This window comes from Undibacterium sp. TJN19 (genome assembly GCF_049339485.1).
GTDB lineage: Bacteria > Pseudomonadota > Gammaproteobacteria > Burkholderiales > Burkholderiaceae_D > Undibacterium.
Genome location: NZ_JBMPPL010000011.1, coordinates 163198 through 185843 on the forward strand (window position 1 = coordinate 163198; position 22646 = coordinate 185843).

Here is a 22646-nt window from a genome sequence, read left to right on the forward strand (position 1 = left end):
TTGACCCAGTATATGGGGCAGTTTTGTGCGACAAAACGAATCTTTCCAACTAAGAATATGCAGGTGTTGAATGCGTGGAAATACGATTCAATGACGGGACAACCGGTGCAGACCAGTTGCTGCAGATTGTCTGCGTGGTCTTTCGTGCAAATGAAGTGTTGCTACATGCAGCACTGTTCAAAGAACTTAAAGCCTTTCACCTCTTTGAAAGAGCCGGAATTTTCAGGGAAATAATATGAAGAGAACTTCCTGAAGAATTGGAATACGGGCAGATCAAGCTGACAAACGCAATCCGTCAAACAAACGAAATTTCCTGATTATCAAAGAATTCCCGCATGAAGTGTTTTTGCTGATACCGATGCAATATGTATTTGCCCGTTGCCAAAGCAAGATCAGCGACGTTCCAGGCTTAAAAATTCCACTCCCTGCGTTTTTGACGACACCATATTAAATTGCGATAAGGATGCTTGTCCTAGTAATGGCAGGCAAGTCTCGCATACAACTGCTGTCACCTTGTGCATTTCGAAGGCGCCGATCTTGAGTGTGTCCAGTGTCACCATGCGGCCTTTGACTTTTCGTCCATCGGCAAGCTGCAAATTGACATTGGCTTGTGTAACCTTATACGTCGCTTTTGAATCACTCAGCATCTTTTCGTTTAAGGTTGTTTTCGATGCGCCGGTATCCACCATGAAAGCTTCTACTCTGGCATCTCCCAGTTTGACAGGCGCATAAAAGTGATCGCGCGTTTTTGGCAAACGCAAACTTTTTTGAGGTGTTGCGCTGGATTGTCCCTGACGTTCAAGCAAAGCTTCAATTGCAATACGCTGGCCTTCGAAATAATGATTGTGTCCCTGCGCTTCCAGGGTTGCATCAAAAGACGCCAGCAATGCCAGCGCTTCAAATTCCCGTTTGCGTTGCACTAATAATTTGGCCAGCGCACCACGCACGTTGACCAGAGTGGGCACGACAGCCAGGGATTTATATGCCCAGTCTATTGCGTCATCGGTACGACCAACTTTTGCCAGACTTTCAGAATAAGCGGCAAAAAGATCGTAAGTACCTTCACCCATGTCTATGGCTTTTTCAGCATTAATAATGCTTGCTTCAGGTTTGTCATCCCAGTTGTAGACAATGGCAAGCGTACCAAAGGCGTGACTGTCAGTCGGGCGCATTTTGAGGTATTGATTCCAGTTTTTCTCTGCGCAATCGTAGCTGCGTGCCTGCATGCATTTAATTGCGCCTTCCTTGTAAGCTGAAGGAGGATAAGCATTTTCAGCGACTGCAGATCCTGCAATGAAGCAGGTGACTGCCAGTAAGATAAGATTGTTGAACATGAATTTTCAATAGGGAATATTAGGTATCAATTGTGGATGCATCCTGCGATGAAAGCCGTTCAAATTGCGGCGAGCGACAAACTTGTGAATACAATTTTAATCTGGATATACAGATTTTTTGAATATGTTAATTTGTTAGAGCAGCCCAAAAATGAGCGCGCAGAATACGACGGGTAAGGGGAATTGTCAAAGAAATCCCATTGCGGCCTAAATCAAAGATATTCGATCAGTGTTATTAAATACATGCTCAAAACATGACTTTAACTGGGTGACGCACTTGACCCGATCGCAATTATTGTGGCGGTTTTGCTTCTCAATAAGGCCATTGGAAATTTTTTGCAAGTTACGAAAGCTTCGTTGACACCGAATTTTTTCTTCGTTATGATGCAGCCATCGCTAAATCAGCGACCGTAAGCGTTTACGTCAGCCAACGCGCAATAGAGTTTGTTATGCATTTGCATTACAAGTTCATCGCGTTCGGGCTATTTATGCGTTTACTTTCAAAAATTTCAAGTTTCTACAGCATTTTTACAAATGCGCCTCTTGCCACTTCTGTAGCACTTTCCCTTTTCTTTTTGGTTGGTTTTGCCGATGGTGTTTTAATGCCTTTTTTCGCCATGTGGGCGGAAAAAGATGCAGGTGTTACAGCAGAGTATATCGGTTTGTTACTGGCTTGTTATTCTGCTGGTGAGCTATTGGCGACCCCCTTTGTTGGTGGCATTGCCGACCGGCTTGGACGTCGACCGGTTTTACTTATATCCACCCTCGGGGTGGGACTTGGCTTTGCCTTGCTGTATTTCGTGCACGGTGTTTTTGCCTCTGCCATCGTGCTGATAAGCATCGGTGTATTCGAGAGTGTATTGCATCCGACTATTTCTGCCGTGATTGCCGATTCCATTCCTGCTGATCAAAACCGTTACTACTTTTCTGTTGCGCGCGTGATGTCCAATGCTGGCCATGTTGCAGGGCCAGCTGTGGGCAGCCTGCTGGCGCTTTATTCGCTTGGTGCAGTTTTCCTTGGTTCTGCTGTTGCCACATTACTTGGCGCATTGATTATCTTTTTCTGCTTGCCGGAAACGCTCATTAAAAAAGATATCAATGGTGATGAGGAGGAAGACGAAAGCCTGTCCGGGATTTTGCCAGCCTTCCGCGATGCCAGATTGTCTGGCTTGCTGATGTGGTCGATGTGTTTGCAGATTTCTTCAGGGTGGCTGACATCGGTGTTGCCACTATATGCGGTGGATGCAGGTACGCTGACACCGTCGCAGGTTGGTTTGTTGTTTACCTATGCCGCGACGCTCACTGTGTTGTTTCAGCTTTGGGTCAGCAGGGTGCTGGCAAGTGTTGCTAATTTGTGGATGGTGATTGGCAGTGGGGCGGTATTGATCGCTGCGTTTGCTGCGCTCTTGTTTTCATCCGGTATCGTTGGGCTGGTGTTGGGGGTGAGTTTGCTTTCTCTATCACAAATGTTGTTCGGCCCTTTGTTGCCAACGCTGATCATGTCTCTGGCTCCTTCTCATGCCAGGGCAACTTATCTGGCGGCGGCCTCGGTAACTGCCGACTTGAAAGATACGCTTGGTCCCGCCGCTGGCACGTTTTTATATGGCATATCTGCGCGGCTGCCCTGGTTTGTAGGGATGCCTGTTGCTCTTTGTGCGACGCTCGCTTTGGCGTTCACGATCCGACGACATGAGCGCCGTGCCGCTTCTGCCATCTCTTCTGCCTTGCCTGAATAAGTTCGGGCTGCACATCTGTCTCTCGGGGCTTTTAAGGTCTTTGAAAAGGAAATATCATGAATACCGCACTCCAGAATCACACTCACTTTATCAATCGCATCTATAGAGAAAAACGCAAAAGAAGCCTGACAGTGATTGAGGTCATACGCCTTACGCCGCATATGCAGCGCATAACATTTCACTCGCCAGATCTTTGTGATTTTGAAAGCGCTGCGCATGATGATCACATCAAGATATTATTGCCTGTGCTGGGAGAGCCTGGTGCTTTTTGCCGACGCGAGTATACGCCGCGCAGTTTCGATGTACAGTCCCAGACGTTGACGATTGATTTTGCGCTTCACCAAACTGGCCCGGCGAATGATTGGGCGCGTCATGCCCGCATTGGCGACAGGCTCGATATCGTCGGGCCGGGAAAATCCATCATCGTTACAGATGATTTTGACTGGTATTTACTGATCGGAGATGAGACTGCTTTACCCGCCATAGGTCGTCGGGTGGAGCAACTGCGCCATGATGTGCATGTAACGACGATCATTACTGTCGCAGAAAATGCGGATCGTCAAACTTTTAACACCGTGGCAAACTGGACACCTGTTTGGATACAGCGTGATCAATCCACTTCAGATGAGCGCTTGCTGCTTGACGCGGCTCATGCGTACGAGTTTCCATCCGGAGATGGCTATATCTGGATTGCCGCTGAAAGGCAGGTGACAACATTATTGCGCACTTACATGACTGAAGAGCGGGGTCATTCAAGCGAGTGGCTTAAGGCATCGGCTTACTGGACCCGCCATTCGCATCTCTAAACGAATATGACATGCTGCCATTTTTGATAAGGCAGCATGTCAAAACGGATCTTTCATTGCTGATATCATCAAAGCCACAGGCATATGGCAATACCGGGCAATACCAGCCAATGCTAAGCCGTTAATTGTTGCTGTTTACGGCGCAGGCATCGTGAAAAATTGATACCAACGACGGCTACGCCACATGCGCCTATCAGCATGATCTGGCGGGTGCCAAACTGGTCGATCAATCTGCCCGCAAGGCCCACACCTACGGATTGCCCGAGGAAGAAGCATGATGCAAAAGCAGCCACGGCAGCACCGCGCCGTTCTGGCGCCATTTGTGTAGCATTGATCTGCAAGGTATTGTGCAGCATATAGAACCCCAGCCCCGCAGCGAAGCAACCAGGGATAGCCCACCACCAGAAAGCAGAAGCACCAACCGTCAACAGGGCACCTGCCAGTATGAATCCACCCCATAAACTCAATCCCGTTTCACCAAGATAACGGACCAGTTTGGAAGAGCCTAATGCAAACACGAAACCGCCTGCACCAAAAAGCATGATGACCGCACCAGCGGTGGTCAGTGATATGCCGTGCACATGATGCAAATGCGAGGCAATAAATGCAAACGGGCCGTACAGGAAGGCGCCTTCCAGAAATACCGTACCCAACACAAGTCGCGCCCATGGCAGGGCAGCAATCTCGCGGAATTCTGCGAGCATGTGCAAGATGGCCGAGCCTTCAACGGCGCGGGTCAATTTTGCATGGGCTGGCAATTTCCTGTTCAGTATCAATAGTCCGATACCAACAATCAAAAAAATTGCGGCAACAAGAATGAAAGGCAAACGCCATTGTTGTGCATCGGCTGCCAGGCCGCCGACAAATACGCCCGTTGCCAAGCCAAGAATTTGCCCGATCAGAAAACGCGCCAGTACAGGCTGCCTGCGTTCATAAGGAATCACATCACCTATCCAGGCCATGGACAAGGGTATCAGTGCTGCGGCGGTGCAGCCGGCAAAAAACCGTGCTATCAACAAAGTGGGCAAGCTGTTTGCCAAAGCACAAGACGCCGCAGTGATCGCGCAGGCAATCGCTGCGCAGGCGATGACAAAATACTTGCCATGGCGGTCACCCAGGGGGCCAAACAGCAATTGCGACAAACCATAGGCAATCGAAAATACAGTGACAACCAGTGATGCATCGCCTAACGACACACTGAAATCCCTTGTGAGCAAGGGCAGTAGAGGATCCATGACGCGCAATGAAATGCCACTGCCAAATGCGGCTAGGGATAAAAGCGGTAGCGCAATTGTTGGTATGGCGATCGTCGGTAATGCTGGCGTGTCTTGAGAAGTCATGTTTTGAAATGGAAATCATGGTCGCCGGGCGGAATGGTCGCGACCTGAAAATGCAATCCATTTTAATGGCAATCGAATTTAAGCGTATGGTGACCAGCGATATCGTCTGGTCTACATTTCCCGCAGGATGCCTGTCGCGCAGGGGTTGGGATTAACGCTCGAATCGTGACTTCCACCTCAAAAACCAGGATTCGTAATAGTTGAAGCTGATTGTCGCCACGGCGATGGCAAGCAAAGTAGTCAGTACGAACAGTCCCAGCCCGGCATCGCTGATTCCCATTGAGTGGCAAATTTTAACGACAAAATTTTTACACAGCATGTGCAGCATATACATACCGTAACTGATAGAGCCGATATAAGCGACAGGTTTTAGCGAGAGCAGTGCGGTCAGCGGATGCCTGTCGCGAATGACACATGCACCCACCAGCAAGGTAAAAAAGAGGGAGCAGATAAATGCTGGTACGCCGGGTGTCACGAGCGAAATCACCAGGCATAGTGCAGCAATGAAAACCGACCATTGCTGGCCCATAAAAAGAAACAGTCGTTGATAGCTCTGTTCATGATTCAATGCAATGGCAAGCAGGGCCCCCATCACAATCGGCAAGGGGACGGCGCTTAAAAATTTATTATCCGATAATTGCCCGCCAATACAGACCAGCAATGTGAAAGCCAAAATGATCGCAGCTCTTTTGCCTGAGGCGGCAAGTAAAAGCAAAGGGGGCCAGATCAGGTAAAACTGTTCTTCTGCCGCCAGGGACCAGGCAAAATAAAAAATGACACGGCCATCAAGTGGCACGAACAGATTGGATGTATAGGTGGCGAAGTAGGGTAGATTGGAAAAGAAAGCCTGTCCGGTTGGAGTATGTCGTTCCAGCACTGCGACAACAACGATGTAGAGTATCAGGGTTCCGTAATAAAGCGGGAAAATGCGCAAAGACCTGCGCAGGTAAAATGCCTTGAGATCGAGTTTGCCGTTACGTGCTTTTTCCCTGAGCAGTAGTGTCGTAATAAGAAAACCGCTGATTGCAAAGAATAATTGCACACCCTGTGCGCCAATGCTAGTCAGCACGGCATTAACACTGGCAGGTGCAGTATGGTGCCATATGACAGCCAGTATGCTGATGGCACGCAAGCCATCCAGTGAGTTAAAACGATTGCAATGTAAATAGTCTGTGTGCTGTGTACTCATTCGCATCTTATACACAAGGGCATTTTTTTGTTATTTTCATCTGTCTCATGTCAAATGTCTTATGGCGTAGCGTGACGTTCTTGCTTGTTATTTTAACGATGCCAAACAATGTCACGAGATGATAATCAAGCGGAAGATAAATTCGACTCCATGACAAAACCCGCAACCTGGTTCAGGATCAAGACTATACACATATTATTTGCAGATGATTCAGTTTTTGCAAAGAGCGGATTCGCCTGATAAATCAAATCCTGGTCTCCCTTGTTTTCACACTTGCCTGCGCTGAGCCGGCGATGGCGGTTTGTTTTATTCTGATTGATAAGCAAAAACTTGTCCATTTTTAAACACTCCTCGCGCAACTCAGTAAGTCAATGTGACGGTCACAGAATCGCTATACACACCAACTCCAGGATTTTGACCGGCAGGTACGCGGCCATATACGGTCATTGATTGTGAAAGACCATTACCTGTGCCCGTTGCAGTATCTGTGCCTACGGTGTTACCCCAAACAGTGCTACGACCAGAATCTTTGTACAGCGAATAATTCAGTGTGCCACTGACCGAGCCAGTCATTTTTCTGACCGCCAATGTTGCGCCAGAGCCCGAACCAACATCCAGGCCTACGTTGTAAGGGGTGCTGTTGGTGCAAATAACGGTCAGTGAGGCAGAATTGTCAATTTGCGCAGAGGTGTAAGCGCCAAATGCGAGGGTTGAGCCTGTTACCGAGCAGGCAGAGGCGACCGTGGCTGAAACCGCCAGTGTGCCGCTGGTAGTGACCGCAAAAACAGAGCTTGAGGCGCACAACAACAAGGCTGGCAAGACTTTGGCGGCGAGGCGGGCGATTTTTGTGATGGACATGATATTTTCCTTAAGTTCGGTTAATTTTTATCTTGGAGATAATTTCTTACGTAACGCTACTGTGAGGAAATTTTATTGTTTTCAGAGAAGATGCGATATCAGGGTATCCCTTAGTTTTGGTTTTTATGACTCAGGGTTTTCCTGATAGAAAGCAAATTGATAATTTTTTTGTACGCTTGAATTCAATATCGATTTAATACTAAGTTGATATTAATTGAATATTAATGGATGTTAATAGGTTAATAAAATGGTTACCGTGTCCACATACGAACCCGCATTCACGTTTTGTCTGGCGCTTATTCTTCCATAGACGGAATAATTGCGAATTACCGGGGCAATGACGCTGATCAGATAGCCATCATTGACGATACTGGAACCTGATGTGCCGTCACCCCACACGGTGGTTCGCCCTGAATTGCTGTAAAGCTGGTACGACAATAAGGAGCTGCCATTCGTCATTTTTCGCGCTGACATGGTACCGTTCAAGCCTTCGTTGAGCTTGACGGTGTAGCTCACCAAGAGCGATACCAGTGCATTGCAGGTCACAGTTACCGTACCTGAAATATCTGAGGCAGTACTTGAAAACGGGTCATAACTACCAAAGGTAACTGGCAAGGAAGAGACGGTGCAGGTTTGTGCATGGGCAGAAAAACTCAGGACCAGGGCAATGCCCATACCGATTTTTTTGAGTAGATTTCGCATTTTTTATACGCAGGTAAGTGGCCCGATAAGGGGGATGGATTCTTTCTGTGCGATGAAGCCAGCTCCTGGTTTGCAACTCGCTCCTGTGGGTGTGATGATTTCCAGCTTATCCAGATCCTGAAGTTCGGGGAAATAGGTTTCACCGTCGTAGCCCACGATCGCTTTCGCGCCAGTATCTTTCAGACTGACGACAGTGCCCACTGGCAGAAACCTGCCATCGCGGTCACGCAGGATAATGCGCGCACCCAAAGTCCTGGCCAATTTAAAATGGACGATGACGCCGCTGCGATCTTGCGGTTTGACATTTTTCTCTGATACGTCGACTTGTACGTCCATCGGCAAATCACTCATGTCGATGGAAATTTTGTTGATTTCATAAGCACGCAGGTCAGGTATCAATAACTGACCATTGTTATCGGTGCGGCCAACCATGCGGTTTTCTGCATAGATGCCAACATCTTTGATGCCATTTGTATTGACGATGGCGAAGCTGTCATCTATCCAGTTGCTGAGAAAAACAGAATTATCTGCCCACGTGATGGCGCCGCGCAGGCTGACGCGTTCACTGGACACGTTGCCACTTTGTGATACGGCAAAGCTGGCGCGGGCAGCATTGCCTTTATAGTTGATTTCTGCCAGCCGCTGGCTGAAGCCACCCTCAGCATCTTGAAGCTGCCAGCCAAAATCGCCGGGTAGAACAGAAGGGTGCGAAGCTTGCAAGGAGAGGTTTCGCAGACCTCCTCCCGAAGACAGCATGCTGCTGAAACTGTCTTTCAAACCAAAAGGCATAACCAGACCCACGGTAACGCCATAATTCTGATCAGCCCGGTTTTTATACGCCGTCAGAAACAGGTTAGCGCGGTTAAATATGGATTTGAAATAGGTTAAAGAAATAATTTCTGCATCGACTCCGCTCATATTGGGAATAAGTGTGGTCGATGACTGTGGTGTTTTTATCGCCGTGTAAGTCAGGTTGAGTGAGCCATATTGCTGCAAAAATAAACCGGCGCCTGCGGTCAATATTGAGCGTGGCACTGGGGAGCCGCTCATTGCACCGATGTCGCGATAATTTTTGTCAGCCTGCATTTTTGAAAATGAAAAACTGGCGGTTGCGGCACGTCGTTCAAAGCTGATTGCATATTGCCTGCCACTACCAGCGTCGGAATTGCTGGCACTGGCGGCGGCTGCGAGTACGCCCCAGTCGTGAATGGTGGTTGCCATGCCCAAACCAGCCAGTTGCAAGCCTTGCCTGGTCTCCAGGTGGCCTTCCAGGGTCAGTACTGGTGAATATCCATACCGTACTGAGGTCGAGGCGACAAATGGGCCGTAGTCATTGCTTTGCAAGCCGTAGTTTTTGCGCAGTGAGCCTGCTTCGACGGAATAGGATATCAAGCCTTCGCGCAATAATTTTTCACTGGCGTAGAACGGAATGGTTTTGTATGCCTGTCTGCCTAATGCATCAGTGACTGCAATCGCCATGGAGCCAGCGCCGGTTGCAATGGGTGCCTGGCGTATTTCGAATGGCCCTGGCGGCACGGATTCAGATAATTGCCGGATGCCATTCAGAAATAAATCCACGTTTGATGCAACCACCGCTTCGCCACGCAAACTAGGTGTGGGAAATAGCACCAGATCTGGTCGCAAACTGAAATCGGTTGAGACCTGAGCACCGCCCATGCGGACCGGGCGTGTCCAGGTCAGTCCATTGCTGACAAAGTCACCAACCAGGTAGCGCCGCATGTTATCAGGGTTGGCATAGGAATAGCTGGTATCGAGCCGCACAGAACCGGGCATGGCTTCGCCAGCATACGCTAATCCGGTACTGCTAAAGACATGGGGGCCATTGAATATCCTGGTCTCGGCCATGCCGCTGAATGCCCGCCTGCCATTGGTCTGGGTAGCCAGCACGTCATAATTGAACACTGCACCCAAACTTTTATCGGCCAGGGAAACCTGTTCCGCCGATTGTGATGCCAGTGACAATTCAGTAGTACTGAGCAAATCGGGCTTCACTGTGATATTAATTTTCTGTGTCGCTAAATCGACCTGGATATCATTGGAAAAACTGGCAACCGCAAGCAGCTTTTCAGCAGCCGCTGGTAGCCTGACGCCAATATTTTTCAGTTCTTCGGCAGGGATATAAAGTTTACCGTTGCGTTTTATGAATTGCGAGACGGCTTGTGTGGGATGGCCATTCACGCTGACCTCCAAAAACAGGATTTCATCTGTGGAAAGTGCCTGTGCCCATATCGGACCTGAGGCAATGACGCACATCAGTATCAGATATGAAACGACACGCTTCATGGCATGATGGTGGTTTCTACTTCTATCGGCCCTGATTCTGCCTGTGCGTATATTTTGACTGGCAAACCAGGCTTTAATTCTGCATCGTAATCAAATTCGTAGCGTCGTTTTGCGCCCGCAAGCGCGTACGGGTTGGCGGCAGCTTTTGGTGACAGGCGCCGTCCACTTGGCAAGCCTATGCTGATATTCAATAATTTTGCGCGCCGCGTACCGAGGTTTTCGACTGAAATAGTCTGCTTGTTGCCAGCATCGATTTGCCAGTTAATTTTTGGTGAGGTTGCCTTGTCTGGCTGTAAAAAAACCGGCATCGATATGCGAAATTTGAAATTGACTGCATTCTGATCGGCTTCGGGTATCTCATCGATGAGCAAGCGGTAAGCCAGTTCTGCATTGATGATTGCAGGCTTTCGCGATATCACACGAATCACCTGGGCTGCGCCTGGGTCGATCTTGAACATGGGAGGGCTGATGACTAAAGCCTCAGTACTGTTTAACTGATCTTCATTATCCTGCTGCGCCCATTCAAACGCGCGAACTTGCAGTGATACCGGGTGATCGTCTTTATTGACGATACGAATGACGCCAGCGGTTCTGCTGACGCTTAGCTCCAGCAAAACCGGAGTAATTTCGAAATTGGATGCGAGGGCAGGGCTGCCGTAAAAGAAAAGACTGTATGTGCTGAAAAAACTGACCAGGAGTGCAAATACGCGTGGGCAAGGAAACATGAGTCTCCTCCATAGCGAAGTTTTACATCAATAAGTCAGGGTAATGCCCACCACATCGTTATAAACACCAGGTGCTGTTACCTGACCAGCCGGAACACGACCATACACTGGCAGGCTCTGCAGATTGCCATTGCCTGTACCAGCGACGGTATTGCTACCTGCTGTGTTGCCCCATACCCGGCTGTAGGCGGCATCTTGAAACAAGGAATAGTTCAGCGTGCCATTTGCCGGACCTGTCATCTGGCGCGTCGCAACGTTGGCATTCGCACCCGAGCCGGTATCCAGTGCCATGACGTAACTGGTTCCTTGTGAACAATTCACTCCTACATTGCTGGTCTGTTCCAATTGATGGGTATTGTAATTTCCAAATGAAATTGCATTTCCCTGAATTGTGCAAGACGGGACAACCACCGCAGAAACTACCAGGTTGGCGCTTTGATTTTCTGCCAACGCAGATGATAGTATAGCAAGTAAAAGTGAGGATATTGCAAATTTACTTATAAATTTTGTCAACATTCTATAACTTGATGAAAAGTGATACCAAAGTATACGGCATACATTTAGAGAGTAAAGCCTAATAGGGGCGAGCCAGCTCGCTTATTCATAGTCTTTTACATTTACTCAAATTTCTTAAAAATGGAGTGTGAAAATTCTATAAATTTAGTTGTGTTTAAATTATTAATATTGCTATTTTTTCATATTAAGTTACACTTAATTCTACTTGAATTGATAATATGTTTTCTTATTGATATGAATTCATGGCGTTATCTCCCATTAGTCAACAGTGAGAAAGAGTTATGAGCATCCCATTGCGTGTGCTTTTTGTTGAGGACGTTAGCGAGGATGCTGAGTTGATTGTCCGCGAACTTAAACGCGGGGGATTCAATCCAGACTGGTTACGGGTCGATAATGCCGAAGCAATGCAGCAAGCTTTGAAGGATGCCAGGTGGGACATCATTATTTCAGATTATTCCATGCCCACATTCAGTGGTATTAATGCACTGGAAGTATTAAAACGTTTGAAGATGCAGATACCTTTCATTATTACGTCTGGCACGATAGGTGAGCAGACTGCGGTGGATGTAATGCGCGCCGGTGCCGATGATTTCTTCCTGAAGCAAAACATAGCGCGCCTGCCTCTGGCCATTGAGAGAGAGTTACGTGATGCAGTCCTGCGCCGTAAAAAGCTGGCCAGTGATATTGCCTTGCGTGAAATGCAGTCCCGCTTTCATGCGTTCATGAACAATGCACCTATGCCTGCCTGGATTAAGGACAGGGATTTGCGCTACGTTTATGTGAATACGGCACAAGCTAAATTTTTCGGTATTGCACCGTCAGAAATGATAGGGCGCAACGATTTTGATCTGATGTCTATCGGCGCGGCACAGCATTCACAATCCTGTGATGAGCAAGTGTTCGAAACAAACCATTCCCTGAGTACACAAGAAACGATTGCAGATGAAAGCTTGACGGCGAAAATACTGGACATCATCCGTTTTCCACTTGGTGTTGACAGTGCACATCCGCTGGTTGCAGGGTTGGCGATTGATGTCACCAATAAGGTCCATTCACAAAAAGAATTGAAGGCTGCCAATCAGCGTTTGCAAATCTTATCGAGCAGAATTATTGAAGTTCAGGAGCGCGAACGCCAGCATTTGGCGCGCGGCCTGCATGACGATGTAGGGCAATCGCTTACAGCTTTGAAAATCAGCCTGCAAGCAATGCAAAAGGCTGACGCGGCAGACAAATTCATGACACTGGAAGCGAGTATCGAACTTGTATCCTCGATTTTAAGCCAGGTCAGAACGCTGTCGCTGGAATTGCGTCCACCCCAACTGGATAATCTGGGTCTGATTTCTGCGCTGCGATGGTATGTCGAAAGCAAAACGTCTGTGGCTGGTTTGCAGGGATGGTTTGAGGAGGATGCAGTTACCGATAAAGCCCATGCCGATATTGAAAATACCTGCTTTCGCATTGTGCAGGAAGCGATCACCAATATTTTACGGCATGCGCATGCCCGTAATGTCTGGGTCAGGCTGGAGCAGAATGAAAGCAATTTGATATTGCGCATCAGAGATGATGGTGTTGGCTTTGATGTTGATATTGCTCGTGACAATGCCGTGCTGGGTAGTAGTTTTGGTTTGCTGAATATGGAAGAACGCGCTCTGCTGGTTGGCGGTACGATGGATATTTCTTCTTCTCCTGGCAATGGGGTGGCGATTGATGTGATGCTGCCTTTTGCTCCTTCCGTCAAGGGTTTGACATGATAGATATCCGCGTGTTGCTGGCTGATGATCATGTGCTTGTGCGCAGTGGCATACATTCATTGTTGCGAAGTATGACTGGAATACAAGTGGTGGCAGAAGCGGCCGATGGCGAAGAAGCATTGCGGCTGGCAGAAACGCATCAGCCTGATCTGGCCATCCTCGATATTGCCATGAAGGGTATGAATGGCGTGGAGGCGGTGCGACGTATAAAAGTAAAATGCCCAAACATCAAGTTACTGATGTTGTCGATGTACAGCAGTGAAGAATACGTCATGCAGGCACTCAATGCCGGTGCACATGGCTATCTTTTAAAGGATTCTGCGGCCTATGAATTAGAGCGCGCCATACGACAGGTGATGCAGGGTATTCGCTATCTGGATTCATTCCTGTCACCAGATGCTTTGGATTTGTATATGCGTCGTGTCGCGGAAAAAGGAGCATCTGCTGAAGTGCTGACACCAAGGCAAAGACAAATTTTGCAGCTCATTGCAGAAGGACATAATACGAAGGAAATTGCCTATCACCTTAATTTAAGTGGGAAAACGGTAGAAACCCACAGGGCTCAGTTGATGGAGCGTCTGGATATTCATGACGTGCCAGGGCTTGTTTTATATGCTGTACGCAGTGGTTTGATTACGATAGAAAAATAGTTTTTCAAATCGAATCAGTTGTCATTTATCCGCCGTCATTTATTGTTACGTTCAATTTGGTGATTTATTCATTACCGTCCAATATAAGCCAGTTTGTGCGACCACCGTCATAAAGGCATCAAAGCCGACGGGTTTAACCAGGTAACTGTTGACGCCTAATTTATAGCTTTCCTGTACGTCGGTACATTCAGCAGATGAAGTTAGCATGACGACGGGTATCGTTTTTGTTTTATCATCCTCCTTCAGACATCTCAACACTTCTATGCCGTCCATCTTGGGCATTTTTATATCGAGTAATACCAACTTGGGATTTCCATTGCCACGCTTGGCATAAACACCTCGGCAGTAAATAAAATCCAGCGCCTCCACACCGTCCCTGACCCACGTCAGTTTGTTGCCCAGCTTGTGTTTGTTCAGTGCCCTGATGGTCATTTCTGCGTCGGCATCACTGTCTTCGATCAACAAAATCTCAACTACTTCCAGTTCATCCATTTTGTTCTCCTGTTGGTAAGGCGAAAAAGAAGCTCGCGCCTTCATTCAGCTTTGATTCTGCCCATATGCGGCCACCATGCCGCATCAGGATGCGTTGGCTGATAGCGAGGCCAACTCCTGTACCGCTAAATTCACTGACATGATGCAGTCGCTGAAATACGCCAAATAATTTATTGTAATATTCCATATTAAAGCCGACGCCATTATCTTTCACCAGGTAGATGGCCTCGTTGCCATCCATTTCCCCGCTGATGTGAACAATAGCCTGTTCGCTCTTGCTGCTGTACTTGATGGCATTTGAAATCAGATTTATCCATACCTGTTTTAAAAGTGCCCGGTCAGCCTGGGCTACAGGCAAAGTATCGAGCCTTATTTCGGGTGGATTTTCAGTATCTTGCAATGATTCTTCTATCACTTCTTTTACCAGTGCGGTCATATCCAGACTGAATTTATTGACGCTTTGACGACCAAGCCTGGAGAACGCCAGCAAATCATCAATCAGATTTCCCATGCGCTGGCTGTTACCCCGAATGACAGAGAGATAGCGCCGGCCATTTGCGTCTAGCGTGTCAGCACAATCTTCTTCCAGCATGAGACCAAAGCCATCAATAGCGCGCAGTGGAGCGCGCAGGTCGTGTGAGATGGAATAGCTAAAACTTTCCAGTTCGGTAGTGCGCTCGATGATACGCTGCTCAAGGGTAATATTTAATCCGGTCAGGTCATCATTGACTTGCGCCAGTTCCTGGGTTCTTTCTGCTACTTTCATTTCCAGTTCATTGTTGGATTTTTGCAAGGCACTTTCCAGCCTTGAACGTTGTTCATTCTGGCGCTTTAACAACCAGAAGGTGAGTAACAGCATTGCAAAACCCAGCATGTTGCCTGCAACAATAATCAATACAGTGCTGTTGGTGCTTTCTTCAGATTCTTTTTTCCTTTGCGAGAGTAGTTGGTTTTCAGTTTCTTTGAACTCTTGCATTAACCGGGTCAGCACCTGCAATTCATTATCAATAGCCGCTGTTTTTGTAATTTCCATATTGGTGGGCAAGGACTGCCTGACAGAGCTAAATTGCTGGTCTAGCAGGCGTATTATTTGGGCTAATCTATTTTTTTGGGTGGGATTATCCTTCGTCAAGTTTTTTAATTCATCCAGGTATTTTTGTATGGCAGACGTAATCTCGTCAAATTCCTGATGATTCAAAGCTCGTTGTGCCTGTAGCCGTAACGATGTTATCTCACTAAACGCGAGCTTGACTTCATAGGTGTGTTCAACCCAGTTGTTGCGTGCATCGAGTGCTCTGATGCTGCCATATGAAACGAACATGGTCGTGATCAATACCGTCACTGCAATACCCAGAAATGCGTAGATGTCGGATTCACTTTTTATACGTGAATTTAATTCTGGTCGCTCAATGAGCAAAGCCCAGGCAAACAGGCTCACACCTATTCCAGTCGTAAATGCCATTCTTGGAAATCCATACCAGGTATAGGCCAGATCAAGCAAAAACAGATAGCCCAGCATGCCCAGGATGCTGATGGTCAGCATGATGGCTGCAAATGCGCGTGGCCTTATATAGAAATTGTTTCCAGTTCGTAGCAAGGCGATGCCACCAACCAGAAAAGCTAATGCTGTGTTGGGAGCCATGCGACCTGGGTAAGGGTTGGCATCACCAAACCAACCGTGGATAGATGGCAGGTCTATTCCCAAATTAGTCGAGGAGATGTTTTCTATCAGCATCAGACCTGCGATGATGACGATGATGCTACCGACGATATTGCGGACGGCTACGGTGTGCGGTAAAGAAAAGCTCGTTACAATAAAAGCGATCCCCGCCATGCTGAGGCAGAGCGCCGTCGAAAATACCATTGCCGTACTACCGGAAAAAATATATACCCAAATTGCTTGTTTAGTCAGCCAGCCAAACATAGTCAGGATCCCGCCAAGAAACAGCATCCAAGCAATGAAGCCTACGCATAGCTGTCGTGTCATTATCCGACTCCGGTCAGTGATCAAAACCTGATGTACTGAAAACGAATCAAATCTTATGTATTTATAGCGGCTTGAGCCGCCAGTTCGGGATCAGCCTATTTAAGCTGTAATTTGTAGCGGCTGATGGTCAATGGTCAATGATCAATGGTCATTTAGACAATTGGTGAATTAAGAATAACAGGCGATTGTTTATTTGCCAAGCTATTTGTAAGTATGTCGAACTGTTGCGATAAGGTTTTTTGTACCTCTCCTACAGTACATACCTATTTCCATCATCTATTTTTAAGTTGATTGCCTGGCTTTTCCACCGTTTGCATGACTATGAGAGTCATTTTTGGCGTAAAACGAATCCGTCACGATAGCTTGCGCGACAGGCATCAGGTTCCCGCCTTACTATTTGAGCCGGCTTACTTAATATTTCTTTTTATAGATAAATAAGCATTAAAATGAACTTATCTTTTATTGTTTGTATGTGTGTCAGCGTACAGAACAATATGGGGAATTGAATGACTATGAGCGCATAGGTTTTAAACAGGTTTTGGTATGTCGCAAGTATTCAGGCAAGTTATCCAGACTAAAAATGATTTACTTGAAGCTTGGTGTATTAAAAAAAACAGGATGTGTATTCCCGGAAGTTTGATTGAAAAGATTTGCAAACAGGAGAAATAAATGAACCAGAAGCTGAAAATTATATTTGGCGTGTCGACCTTGATCTTGGCCACGCAGGCATCGGCCCAGATTAGCTTTTACGAAGCGGAAGGCTTTCGTGGTCGTATCTTTACTGTCAATGGCGAGCAGAGCAATTTCCGTAACGCCGGTTTCAATGATCTTGCGTCTTCAGTTGTGGTAACCAGTGGCCGCTGGGAAGTATGTGACGACGCTAATTTTGGTGGTCGTTGCATGATCCTGAACAAAGGCAGTTACGACACTTTGTCCGGTATGGGAATGAATAACCGCATTTCTTCAGTTCGCCCTATCCGTAATAATCGACGCTATGAAAATGAAGCGCCTGTTTCACTGGTCGCACCGAATTATGAATATCGCCGTCGTCCAAATGAAAATATGTTCGAGGCACCAGTGACATCCGTCCATGCAGTTGTCGGCCCTCCAAATGAGCGTTGCTGGGTAGAGCGCCAGCAAGTCAACGAACCTGGTCGCAGTGAACCCAATGTAGGCGGCGCTATTGCAGGCGCGCTGATTGGCGGCATACTTGGTCATCAGGTTGGTGGCGGAACCGGACGCGATATTGCTACGGCTGGCGGTGCTGTTGCCGGTGGCGCAATTGGTGCGAATGCTGGACGTAATAACGGTAATACCTATGAACGCGATGTGCGCCGTTGCCAGACTACTGCTAATACCACGCCTGAATACTGGGATGTAACTTATAACTATCGTGGCGTTGATCACCATGTGCAAATGAGTTCGCCTCCAGGATCGACCATTGCAGTTAATCGTAATGGTGAACCAAGGCAATAAACTGATTAAAGATGATCAGTTCATCGCAACCTGACTCAGCTTGCGAAAATTGACCAACATTGCATGATAGACTAATTGGCCTCTGCCGTAATTTTTACGGCAGAGGCCAAGTTACATCAAGCGTATCTCTTGTCTCAGATGTTTGAATACAGTGTCGACCCGACGTAAATGCCTGGCTTCAGGGTGCATCAATATCCATAAGTCTGTCGTGCAATCTTCAATTGCCCCGGTAATGGCGACCAAGTTTGTTTGCTCGTGCGCCAGAAACAGTGGAACCACACCTACTCCCAATCCCAGGGAAATCATTTCCATGACGCTCAGTATGCTGTTCACGCGATAAGCTGGCAGCACTTTAGGGAAATTCTTTTTCCGCCATAGTACCGAAGGATGATCAGGCAAAGCTTCATCCGGGGCTATCCAGGCTGGTTTAGCTAGTTTTACATCTTCCAGGCTGCGTATCGCGGATGATGCCGGTGCAAACAAGGCCACACGTATGGCGCCTAAATTTTTACCCAATAAATGTTGTGGCGGATGTTTGGTGGCACGCACAGCGATATCGGTGTCATGGCGGGTCAGGCTTGCCAATTCGTTGCCCGTGTGAAGATCGAAACTGAGGTGAGGGTGCAATTGCGCGAGTTTGATTAAAGACGGGGCGATAAGCCCATGCAAAATCGTGTCAGTCGTACTGATCTTTACTTTGCCAGCCACCATATCTGGTTGCTGCTGTGTAATCTGGCGCGCTGCTTCAAGTTCACTTTCTATCTTTTCTGCATGCTGGGCGATCTGCAAGGCAGTTTCTGATGCAGCATAGCCTGAACGTGAACGCTCAAACAAACGCTGCGCCAATCCTCTCTCCATTTTTTGAATTGTCCTGAAGATTGTAGATGCGTCCAGGCCCAATCTCTCTCCCGCCTCTGCCAGAGTGCCAGTTCGCACCAGAGCCAATACGACATCAAGATCTGTGGCAGTTAGCTTGTATTGCGTTCTTGCAATCATAGTTTGCAATTGGGCCAATTTACATTGTAATGCTGCAATCATAGACTAGCCTCCATGTCATTTCAATGGAGAAAACCATGTCACAAATTAATTTTAATTCTCAAAACCATATCGGCCTGGCGATTCCCCGGATCAGTTTAGGGATCATGTGGATCGCTCACGCCATGCTTAAATACTTCGTATTTGGTCTGGCAGGTACGGCATCCTATTTTGCCAGCGTAGGCTTGCCCGGTATGTTGGCTTATCCGGTGTTTATCATTGAGCTGTCCGGGGGCTTTGCTTTACTTGTCGGATTTTATGGCCGTCAGTTTGCCTTGGCCTTGTCCCCCATATTATTGGGTGCAGCATGGGTACATTTCCCGAATGGCTGGGTACATACCAGTGCAGGTGGGGGCTGGGAATATCCTATCTTCCTGAGCGTGATCAGCTTGGCGGTCTGGTTGCTTGGCGATAGTGTTTATGCACTGCGCCGCAGCACTATCTTTACTCTGGATGCTTGAGGTCAGCGAAATGCACAATAAAATCAGACTGATCAGTCATCAACTGTGCCCTTATGTTCAGCGTGTGGCCATAGTCCTGGCTGAAAAGGCAATTCCCTTCGAGCGTATAGACATCGATTTGTCGAATAAACCTGCGTGGTTTCTGGAAATCTCCCCTTTAGGGAAAACCCCTGTTTTACTGGTAGGTGAGCAGGCAATATTTGAATCTTCAGTGATTTGTGAATATCTTGAAGATGTCTACAGGCCTCGCTTGCATCCCCATGATGCCTTTATTAAAGCCAGACACAGGGCCTGGATGGAATTTGCTTCTGGCGTCCTGAGTCATATCGCGGTGCTTTATAACGCCGTCGATCATCAGGCATTGGAAAATCAACTGACGGAGTTGCGACAAAAATTTCAACAGCTGGAAGTGCAGTTAGGCAAAGTAACAGGTCCATATTTTTCAGGAGAGCATTTTTCTATGGTAGATGCCGCCTTTGGTCCCGTTTTTCGTTATTTTGAAACGATTAATATGTTCGCACTTTTTGATGAAACACCAAAGTTGCTGGCCTGGAGCAAGGCACTCGCTTTGCGCGCTTCTGTAAAGACCGCTGTCAGTACCGATTACAGTATAAAGCTCAGGGATTTTTTGATCAGACGTAAATCTGTTTTATCCACTCTGCTGGAAGCACAGGTGAGGTAATGACCTGAAATAATATTGAATGCAAGGGATTGTTACTTATACCTGTTTGACAGATTGATCCGTCAACAATCCCTTAGCTGCCGCGTTAATTGAGTACATTACCTTTTTCGGAGTACATCATGCGCAAGCTTACTATCCTGTCTTCAGTTGTAATTCTTACCTTGATGACAGGGTGTGCGGTTCAACGTTATCCCGTGAATACGCAAAATCAATACCCTGCTCAATATCCTGCCCAATACCAAACCCAGTACCCTGTATATACGCAAAGTCAGACACCTTATCCCGCGCAATATCAAAATTCCTATGTTGATACTGCCATCATCGTTGGACTCCGTGAAGTGAGTGTTGGCAGTGGTGGCTCTTCTGGCGCAGGCGCTTTTGTAGGGGCGCTATTAGGCGGTGTGATCGGCCATCAGGTAGGTAAGGGTAGTGGCCGCGACCTCGCTACCATAGGCGGTGCTATTGCTGGTGGTGTGGTCGGCAATGAAATGGAGCGCTCATCATCAACACCTAAAAATAAACTTGAGCTGACTCTGCGCCTGCAAAATGGTGAACAGCACGTTATGCTGGTGGAGCCAAATAATTACTATCGCATGGGTGACAGGGTCAGGGTAAGTTTCCAGAATGGACAACTTTCCTTGCTTCCATGAGTTTGCCTATGTGATTACTTATTGGTGAAGTTCAGACCACAACACTTCAACTTATTAAATTGCGTCGGAGTTTGAGCCGAGATTTTTTGAATATGGCTTGAACAGCTTTGAAAGCAAAAAAACCACCGCTTTACAGAGGTGGTTTTTTATTTTGCACAACAGGGAGAATGTTCTCTCCTGCTGCATGGGTAGCAAGCTACCCATTTTCTCGCATAGCTTGCTGAATTAAGCGATGAAGTCGCCGGCAACGATAGAACCTGCGCCAACCAATTTAACGATAAAGTCAGTTGCATCAACAGTACCTACAGTGCCGCCGATGTTTTGGAAGGCATAAGTACCAGCTGCTGTACCTGCGGCTACAGTGATCACGTAAGCCTGAGTATTCGCTGCCAGAGACGCGCCAGCTGCAGTTGCCGCTGTAGCAATTGCAGCTGCCAGAGTGGAGACATCAGCGGTAGCAATGGACAACAAGTTCAATGTTGTTGCTGCTGTGCCAGTTTTGAACACGTCAGCGCCTGCAACTTTGAAATTAGCTACTGTATCGATCGCGCCGATGTTAGAGCGGATACCTGTTGTAGATGCATCAATTGTTTCAACACCAGTTGCAGTTGTAGACAGGTTGATAGTATCAACACCAGCAGCAGTACTTTGTACCTTTACGGCAGTTGCAGCTGTACCCAACAGATTAACTGTTTGGCCGCCTGCACCCAGAACAACTGTGTCGCCTGCCGCAAATGCACCTTTAGCGTAGTTCAATGTTATACCAGCACCGTCTTCGTTAGTGAAAGTATAGCCAGTTGCCGCAGAGCCATTCACGTTCACAGTTTCTACGCCTGTAACCAGGGAATGGATGTCCAAGTTAGCACCGATAGCACCGATGTTCAGTGTATCTGCACCCAAGCCGCCGTCCAGCGTTGTTGCACCGGCGATTTGTGTCGCTGTGTAGTTGAATGTATCGTTGCCTGTGCCACCAATAACGCTCACAGTGTTAGTGCCAGCAGTGAATGTGTTAGTACCAGCAGCCAGTATGAAGCGCTCGATCGCTGCGTTAGCAACGATAGTGCCGGCTGTCGTCAGAGCGATAGTTTCTGTATTGGTTGCAGATACAGTGCCTGTGAAGGAATTGTATTGCGCTGCAGTCATCGTGTATGTGCCAGTGGCTGCCAAGTTCAAGTTCTCGAAACCAGAAACTGCAGCAGCAGCGATACTATCTCCAGCACCCATGGTCAGAGTATCGGTGCCTGAACCTGCAGTATATGTGCCGGAATAAGACTTGGCGGCTTCCAATATCAATGTATTGTTACCTGCGCCGAGATTGATATTGCCAGCGAGGAACGTCGAACCTGTATTTGCAAGATTGACGAATTCAGTACCATTGCCGCCAGTAATTGTAGTAATACCGGAAGTCGCATTAGCGAAGTTGATATTAGAACCCAGATTATCGACTGCCAATATTTTGATGTTGGATATGATGCCGCCGACAGCTCCGTCATTAACGCTAATTGTTCCGCCGCCAGTCAAAGTTAATGTGTCGTTATCACCAGCATTGCCATTGACTGTTGTACCAGTTATGGTTCCTGCCACGCCAACCAATCCTACGAAGTTGTCGTTCACACCGGCTGTGCTATTGAATACGCCACCAGCTGTCAAATTTATTGACGCCAAAGCTGAACCACCGCCATTGACCGGAGATGTACCGACAACACCAGTTGTTACTGTTGCGCCACCAGATACAGTCACTGCATTGGATGTCGTTGTGTTGTTCACGCCGCCACCAGTTGCATTGGAAGAAGACGCTGTGTCAATCACCAAAGTACCGCTTGTGACAGAGATCAAAGACAGATCGATGTTGTTTGCACCAGCGATGTCATCAACGATCGTCAGTTGATGTGGGACATTGCCAGAGAACACCAGAACTGGTGTGCTCAGGGACAGAGCAGCACGGGCAGCAA

20 protein-coding genes are annotated in these 22646 nt (G+C 47.5%); 8 read left to right on the forward strand and 12 right to left on the reverse strand.

The window, feature by feature from the left end:
• Positions 1-392 precede the first annotated feature (392 nt).
• Positions 393-1334 carry an aspartyl protease family protein gene (locus ACO0LH_RS23805; protein WP_422943629.1) on the reverse strand — a complete coding sequence of 314 codons (942 nt, stop codon included), beginning with the start codon at positions 1332-1334 and terminating at the stop codon, positions 393-395.
• A 449-nt stretch (positions 1335-1783) separates the two neighbouring features.
• Between ACO0LH_RS23805 and ACO0LH_RS23810 the strand changes: the two genes are divergently transcribed.
• Positions 1784-3070, forward strand: coding sequence for an MFS transporter (locus tag ACO0LH_RS23810; protein ID WP_422943630.1), 1287 nt, complete (start codon positions 1784-1786; stop codon positions 3068-3070).
• Positions 3071-3126: 56 nt separating this feature from the next.
• A complete protein-coding gene (locus tag ACO0LH_RS23815; protein WP_422943631.1) occupies positions 3127-3876 on the forward strand; it encodes a siderophore-interacting protein in 750 nt (249 codons plus the stop codon).
• A gap of 113 nt (positions 3877-3989) precedes the next feature.
• Here ACO0LH_RS23815 and ACO0LH_RS23820 read toward each other — a convergent pair whose 3' ends face one another.
• From ACO0LH_RS23820 to ACO0LH_RS23850, 7 genes are all read right to left on the reverse strand, one after another.
• Positions 3990-5216: an MFS transporter gene (locus ACO0LH_RS23820; RefSeq protein WP_422943632.1), complete on the reverse strand. Its 1227-nt coding sequence runs from the start codon at positions 5214-5216 to the stop codon at positions 3990-3992.
• A gap of 151 nt (positions 5217-5367) precedes the next feature.
• The gene (locus ACO0LH_RS23825) at positions 5368-6405 is read right to left on the reverse strand and encodes an acyltransferase family protein (protein ID WP_422943633.1); all 1038 of its coding nucleotides are present in this window, start codon (positions 6403-6405) and stop codon (positions 5368-5370) included.
• Positions 6406-6765: 360 nt separating this feature from the next.
• On the reverse strand, positions 6766-7263 hold the full coding sequence (locus tag ACO0LH_RS23830; RefSeq protein WP_422943634.1) for a Csu type fimbrial protein: 498 nt from the start codon (positions 7261-7263) through the stop codon (positions 6766-6768).
• A gap of 231 nt (positions 7264-7494) precedes the next feature.
• A complete protein-coding gene (locus ACO0LH_RS23835) occupies positions 7495-7965 on the reverse strand; it encodes a Csu type fimbrial protein (RefSeq protein WP_422943635.1) in 471 nt (156 codons plus the stop codon).
• 3 nt (positions 7966-7968) lie between these two features.
• On the reverse strand, positions 7969-10269 hold the full coding sequence (locus ACO0LH_RS23840) for a fimbria/pilus outer membrane usher protein (protein WP_422943636.1): 2301 nt from the start codon (positions 10267-10269) through the stop codon (positions 7969-7971).
• Positions 10266-10994 carry a fimbrial biogenesis chaperone gene (locus ACO0LH_RS23845; protein ID WP_422943637.1) on the reverse strand — a complete coding sequence of 243 codons (729 nt, stop codon included), beginning with the start codon at positions 10992-10994 and terminating at the stop codon, positions 10266-10268. Before ACO0LH_RS23845 ends, ACO0LH_RS23840 begins: the two co-directional genes overlap by 4 nt.
• Positions 10995-11021: 27 nt before the next feature.
• Positions 11022-11510, reverse strand: a complete 489-nt coding sequence (locus ACO0LH_RS23850) for a Csu type fimbrial protein (RefSeq protein ID WP_422943638.1) — start codon at positions 11508-11510, stop codon at positions 11022-11024.
• A gap of 281 nt (positions 11511-11791) precedes the next feature.
• Here ACO0LH_RS23850 and ACO0LH_RS23855 point away from each other — a divergent pair, with 281 nt between their 5' ends.
• Together ACO0LH_RS23855 and ACO0LH_RS23860 are read left to right on the forward strand one after the other, a co-directional pair.
• On the forward strand, positions 11792-13261 hold the full coding sequence (locus tag ACO0LH_RS23855) for a response regulator (protein WP_422943639.1): 1470 nt from the start codon (positions 11792-11794) through the stop codon (positions 13259-13261).
• Complete coding sequence (locus ACO0LH_RS23860; protein ID WP_422943640.1) at positions 13258-13911, forward strand: response regulator; 654 nt, start codon at positions 13258-13260, stop codon at positions 13909-13911. Before ACO0LH_RS23855 ends, ACO0LH_RS23860 begins: the two co-directional genes overlap by 4 nt.
• A gap of 51 nt (positions 13912-13962) precedes the next feature.
• Here ACO0LH_RS23860 and ACO0LH_RS23865 read toward each other — a convergent pair whose 3' ends face one another.
• Together ACO0LH_RS23865 and ACO0LH_RS23870 are read right to left on the reverse strand one after the other, a co-directional pair.
• The gene (locus tag ACO0LH_RS23865; protein WP_422943641.1) at positions 13963-14403 is read right to left on the reverse strand and encodes a response regulator; all 441 of its coding nucleotides are present in this window, start codon (positions 14401-14403) and stop codon (positions 13963-13965) included.
• Complete coding sequence (locus ACO0LH_RS23870) at positions 14396-16237, reverse strand: sensor histidine kinase (RefSeq protein WP_422943642.1); 1842 nt, start codon at positions 16235-16237, stop codon at positions 14396-14398. Before ACO0LH_RS23870 ends, ACO0LH_RS23865 begins: the two co-directional genes overlap by 8 nt.
• A gap of 822 nt (positions 16238-17059) precedes the next feature.
• Between ACO0LH_RS23870 and ACO0LH_RS23875 the strand changes: the two genes are divergently transcribed.
• Positions 17060-17866, forward strand: a complete 807-nt coding sequence (locus tag ACO0LH_RS23875; RefSeq protein ID WP_422943643.1) for a beta/gamma crystallin-related protein — start codon at positions 17060-17062, stop codon at positions 17864-17866.
• Between the two features lie 111 nt (positions 17867-17977).
• Here the strand turns inward: ACO0LH_RS23875 and ACO0LH_RS23880 are convergent, their stop codons facing one another.
• The gene (locus ACO0LH_RS23880; protein ID WP_422943644.1) at positions 17978-18862 is read right to left on the reverse strand and encodes a LysR family transcriptional regulator; all 885 of its coding nucleotides are present in this window, start codon (positions 18860-18862) and stop codon (positions 17978-17980) included.
• Between the two features lie 77 nt (positions 18863-18939).
• Between ACO0LH_RS23880 and ACO0LH_RS23885 the strand changes: the two genes are divergently transcribed.
• The 3 genes from ACO0LH_RS23885 (at position 18940) to ACO0LH_RS23895 (ending at position 20694) form a co-directional block, all read left to right on the forward strand.
• Positions 18940-19362 carry a DoxX family protein gene (locus ACO0LH_RS23885; protein ID WP_422943645.1) on the forward strand — a complete coding sequence of 141 codons (423 nt, stop codon included), beginning with the start codon at positions 18940-18942 and terminating at the stop codon, positions 19360-19362.
• On the forward strand, positions 19355-20044 hold the full coding sequence (locus ACO0LH_RS23890) for a glutathione S-transferase family protein (protein ID WP_422943646.1): 690 nt from the start codon (positions 19355-19357) through the stop codon (positions 20042-20044). The genes ACO0LH_RS23885 and ACO0LH_RS23890 overlap by 8 nt, the downstream gene beginning before the upstream one ends.
• A 119-nt stretch (positions 20045-20163) precedes the next feature.
• Positions 20164-20694, forward strand: a complete 531-nt coding sequence (locus tag ACO0LH_RS23895) for a glycine zipper 2TM domain-containing protein (RefSeq protein WP_422943647.1) — start codon at positions 20164-20166, stop codon at positions 20692-20694.
• Positions 20695-20919: 225 nt separating this feature from the next.
• On the opposite strand, the gene ACO0LH_RS23900 is transcribed toward ACO0LH_RS23895, so the two are convergent.
• On the reverse strand, positions 20920-22646 hold a 1727-nt coding region (locus ACO0LH_RS23900), incomplete at its 5' end, for a beta strand repeat-containing protein (protein ID WP_422943648.1).

Coding starts and splice junctions, on each gene's coding strand:
- ACO0LH_RS23805 (WP_422943629.1), bottom strand. CDS start 1,334: ATGTTCAACAATCTTATCTTACTGGCAGTCACCTGCTTCATTGCAGGA.
- ACO0LH_RS23810 (WP_422943630.1), top strand. CDS start 1,784: ATGCATTTGCATTACAAGTTCATCGCGTTCGGGCTATTTATGCGTTTA.
- ACO0LH_RS23815 (WP_422943631.1), top strand. CDS start 3,127: ATGAATACCGCACTCCAGAATCACACTCACTTTATCAATCGCATCTAT.
- ACO0LH_RS23820 (WP_422943632.1), bottom strand. CDS start 5,216: ATGACTTCTCAAGACACGCCAGCATTACCGACGATCGCCATACCAACA.
- ACO0LH_RS23825 (WP_422943633.1), bottom strand. CDS start 6,405: ATGAGTACACAGCACACAGACTATTTACATTGCAATCGTTTTAACTCA.
- ACO0LH_RS23830 (WP_422943634.1), bottom strand. CDS start 7,263: ATGTCCATCACAAAAATCGCCCGCCTCGCCGCCAAAGTCTTGCCAGCC.
- ACO0LH_RS23835 (WP_422943635.1), bottom strand. CDS start 7,965: ATGCGAAATCTACTCAAAAAAATCGGTATGGGCATTGCCCTGGTCCTG.
- ACO0LH_RS23840 (WP_422943636.1), bottom strand. CDS start 10,269: ATGAAGCGTGTCGTTTCATATCTGATACTGATGTGCGTCATTGCCTCA.
- ACO0LH_RS23845 (WP_422943637.1), bottom strand. CDS start 10,994: ATGTTTCCTTGCCCACGCGTATTTGCACTCCTGGTCAGTTTTTTCAGC.
- ACO0LH_RS23850 (WP_422943638.1), bottom strand. CDS start 11,510: ATGTTGACAAAATTTATAAGTAAATTTGCAATATCCTCACTTTTACTT.
- ACO0LH_RS23855 (WP_422943639.1), top strand. CDS start 11,792: ATGAGCATCCCATTGCGTGTGCTTTTTGTTGAGGACGTTAGCGAGGAT.
- ACO0LH_RS23860 (WP_422943640.1), top strand. CDS start 13,258: ATGATAGATATCCGCGTGTTGCTGGCTGATGATCATGTGCTTGTGCGC.
- ACO0LH_RS23865 (WP_422943641.1), bottom strand. CDS start 14,403: ATGGATGAACTGGAAGTAGTTGAGATTTTGTTGATCGAAGACAGTGAT.
- ACO0LH_RS23870 (WP_422943642.1), bottom strand. CDS start 16,237: ATGGCGGGGATCGCTTTTATTGTAACGAGCTTTTCTTTACCGCACACC.
- ACO0LH_RS23875 (WP_422943643.1), top strand. CDS start 17,060: ATGAACCAGAAGCTGAAAATTATATTTGGCGTGTCGACCTTGATCTTG.
- ACO0LH_RS23880 (WP_422943644.1), bottom strand. CDS start 18,862: ATGATTGCAAGAACGCAATACAAGCTAACTGCCACAGATCTTGATGTC.
- ACO0LH_RS23885 (WP_422943645.1), top strand. CDS start 18,940: ATGTCACAAATTAATTTTAATTCTCAAAACCATATCGGCCTGGCGATT.
- ACO0LH_RS23890 (WP_422943646.1), top strand. CDS start 19,355: ATGCTTGAGGTCAGCGAAATGCACAATAAAATCAGACTGATCAGTCAT.
- ACO0LH_RS23895 (WP_422943647.1), top strand. CDS start 20,164: ATGCGCAAGCTTACTATCCTGTCTTCAGTTGTAATTCTTACCTTGATG.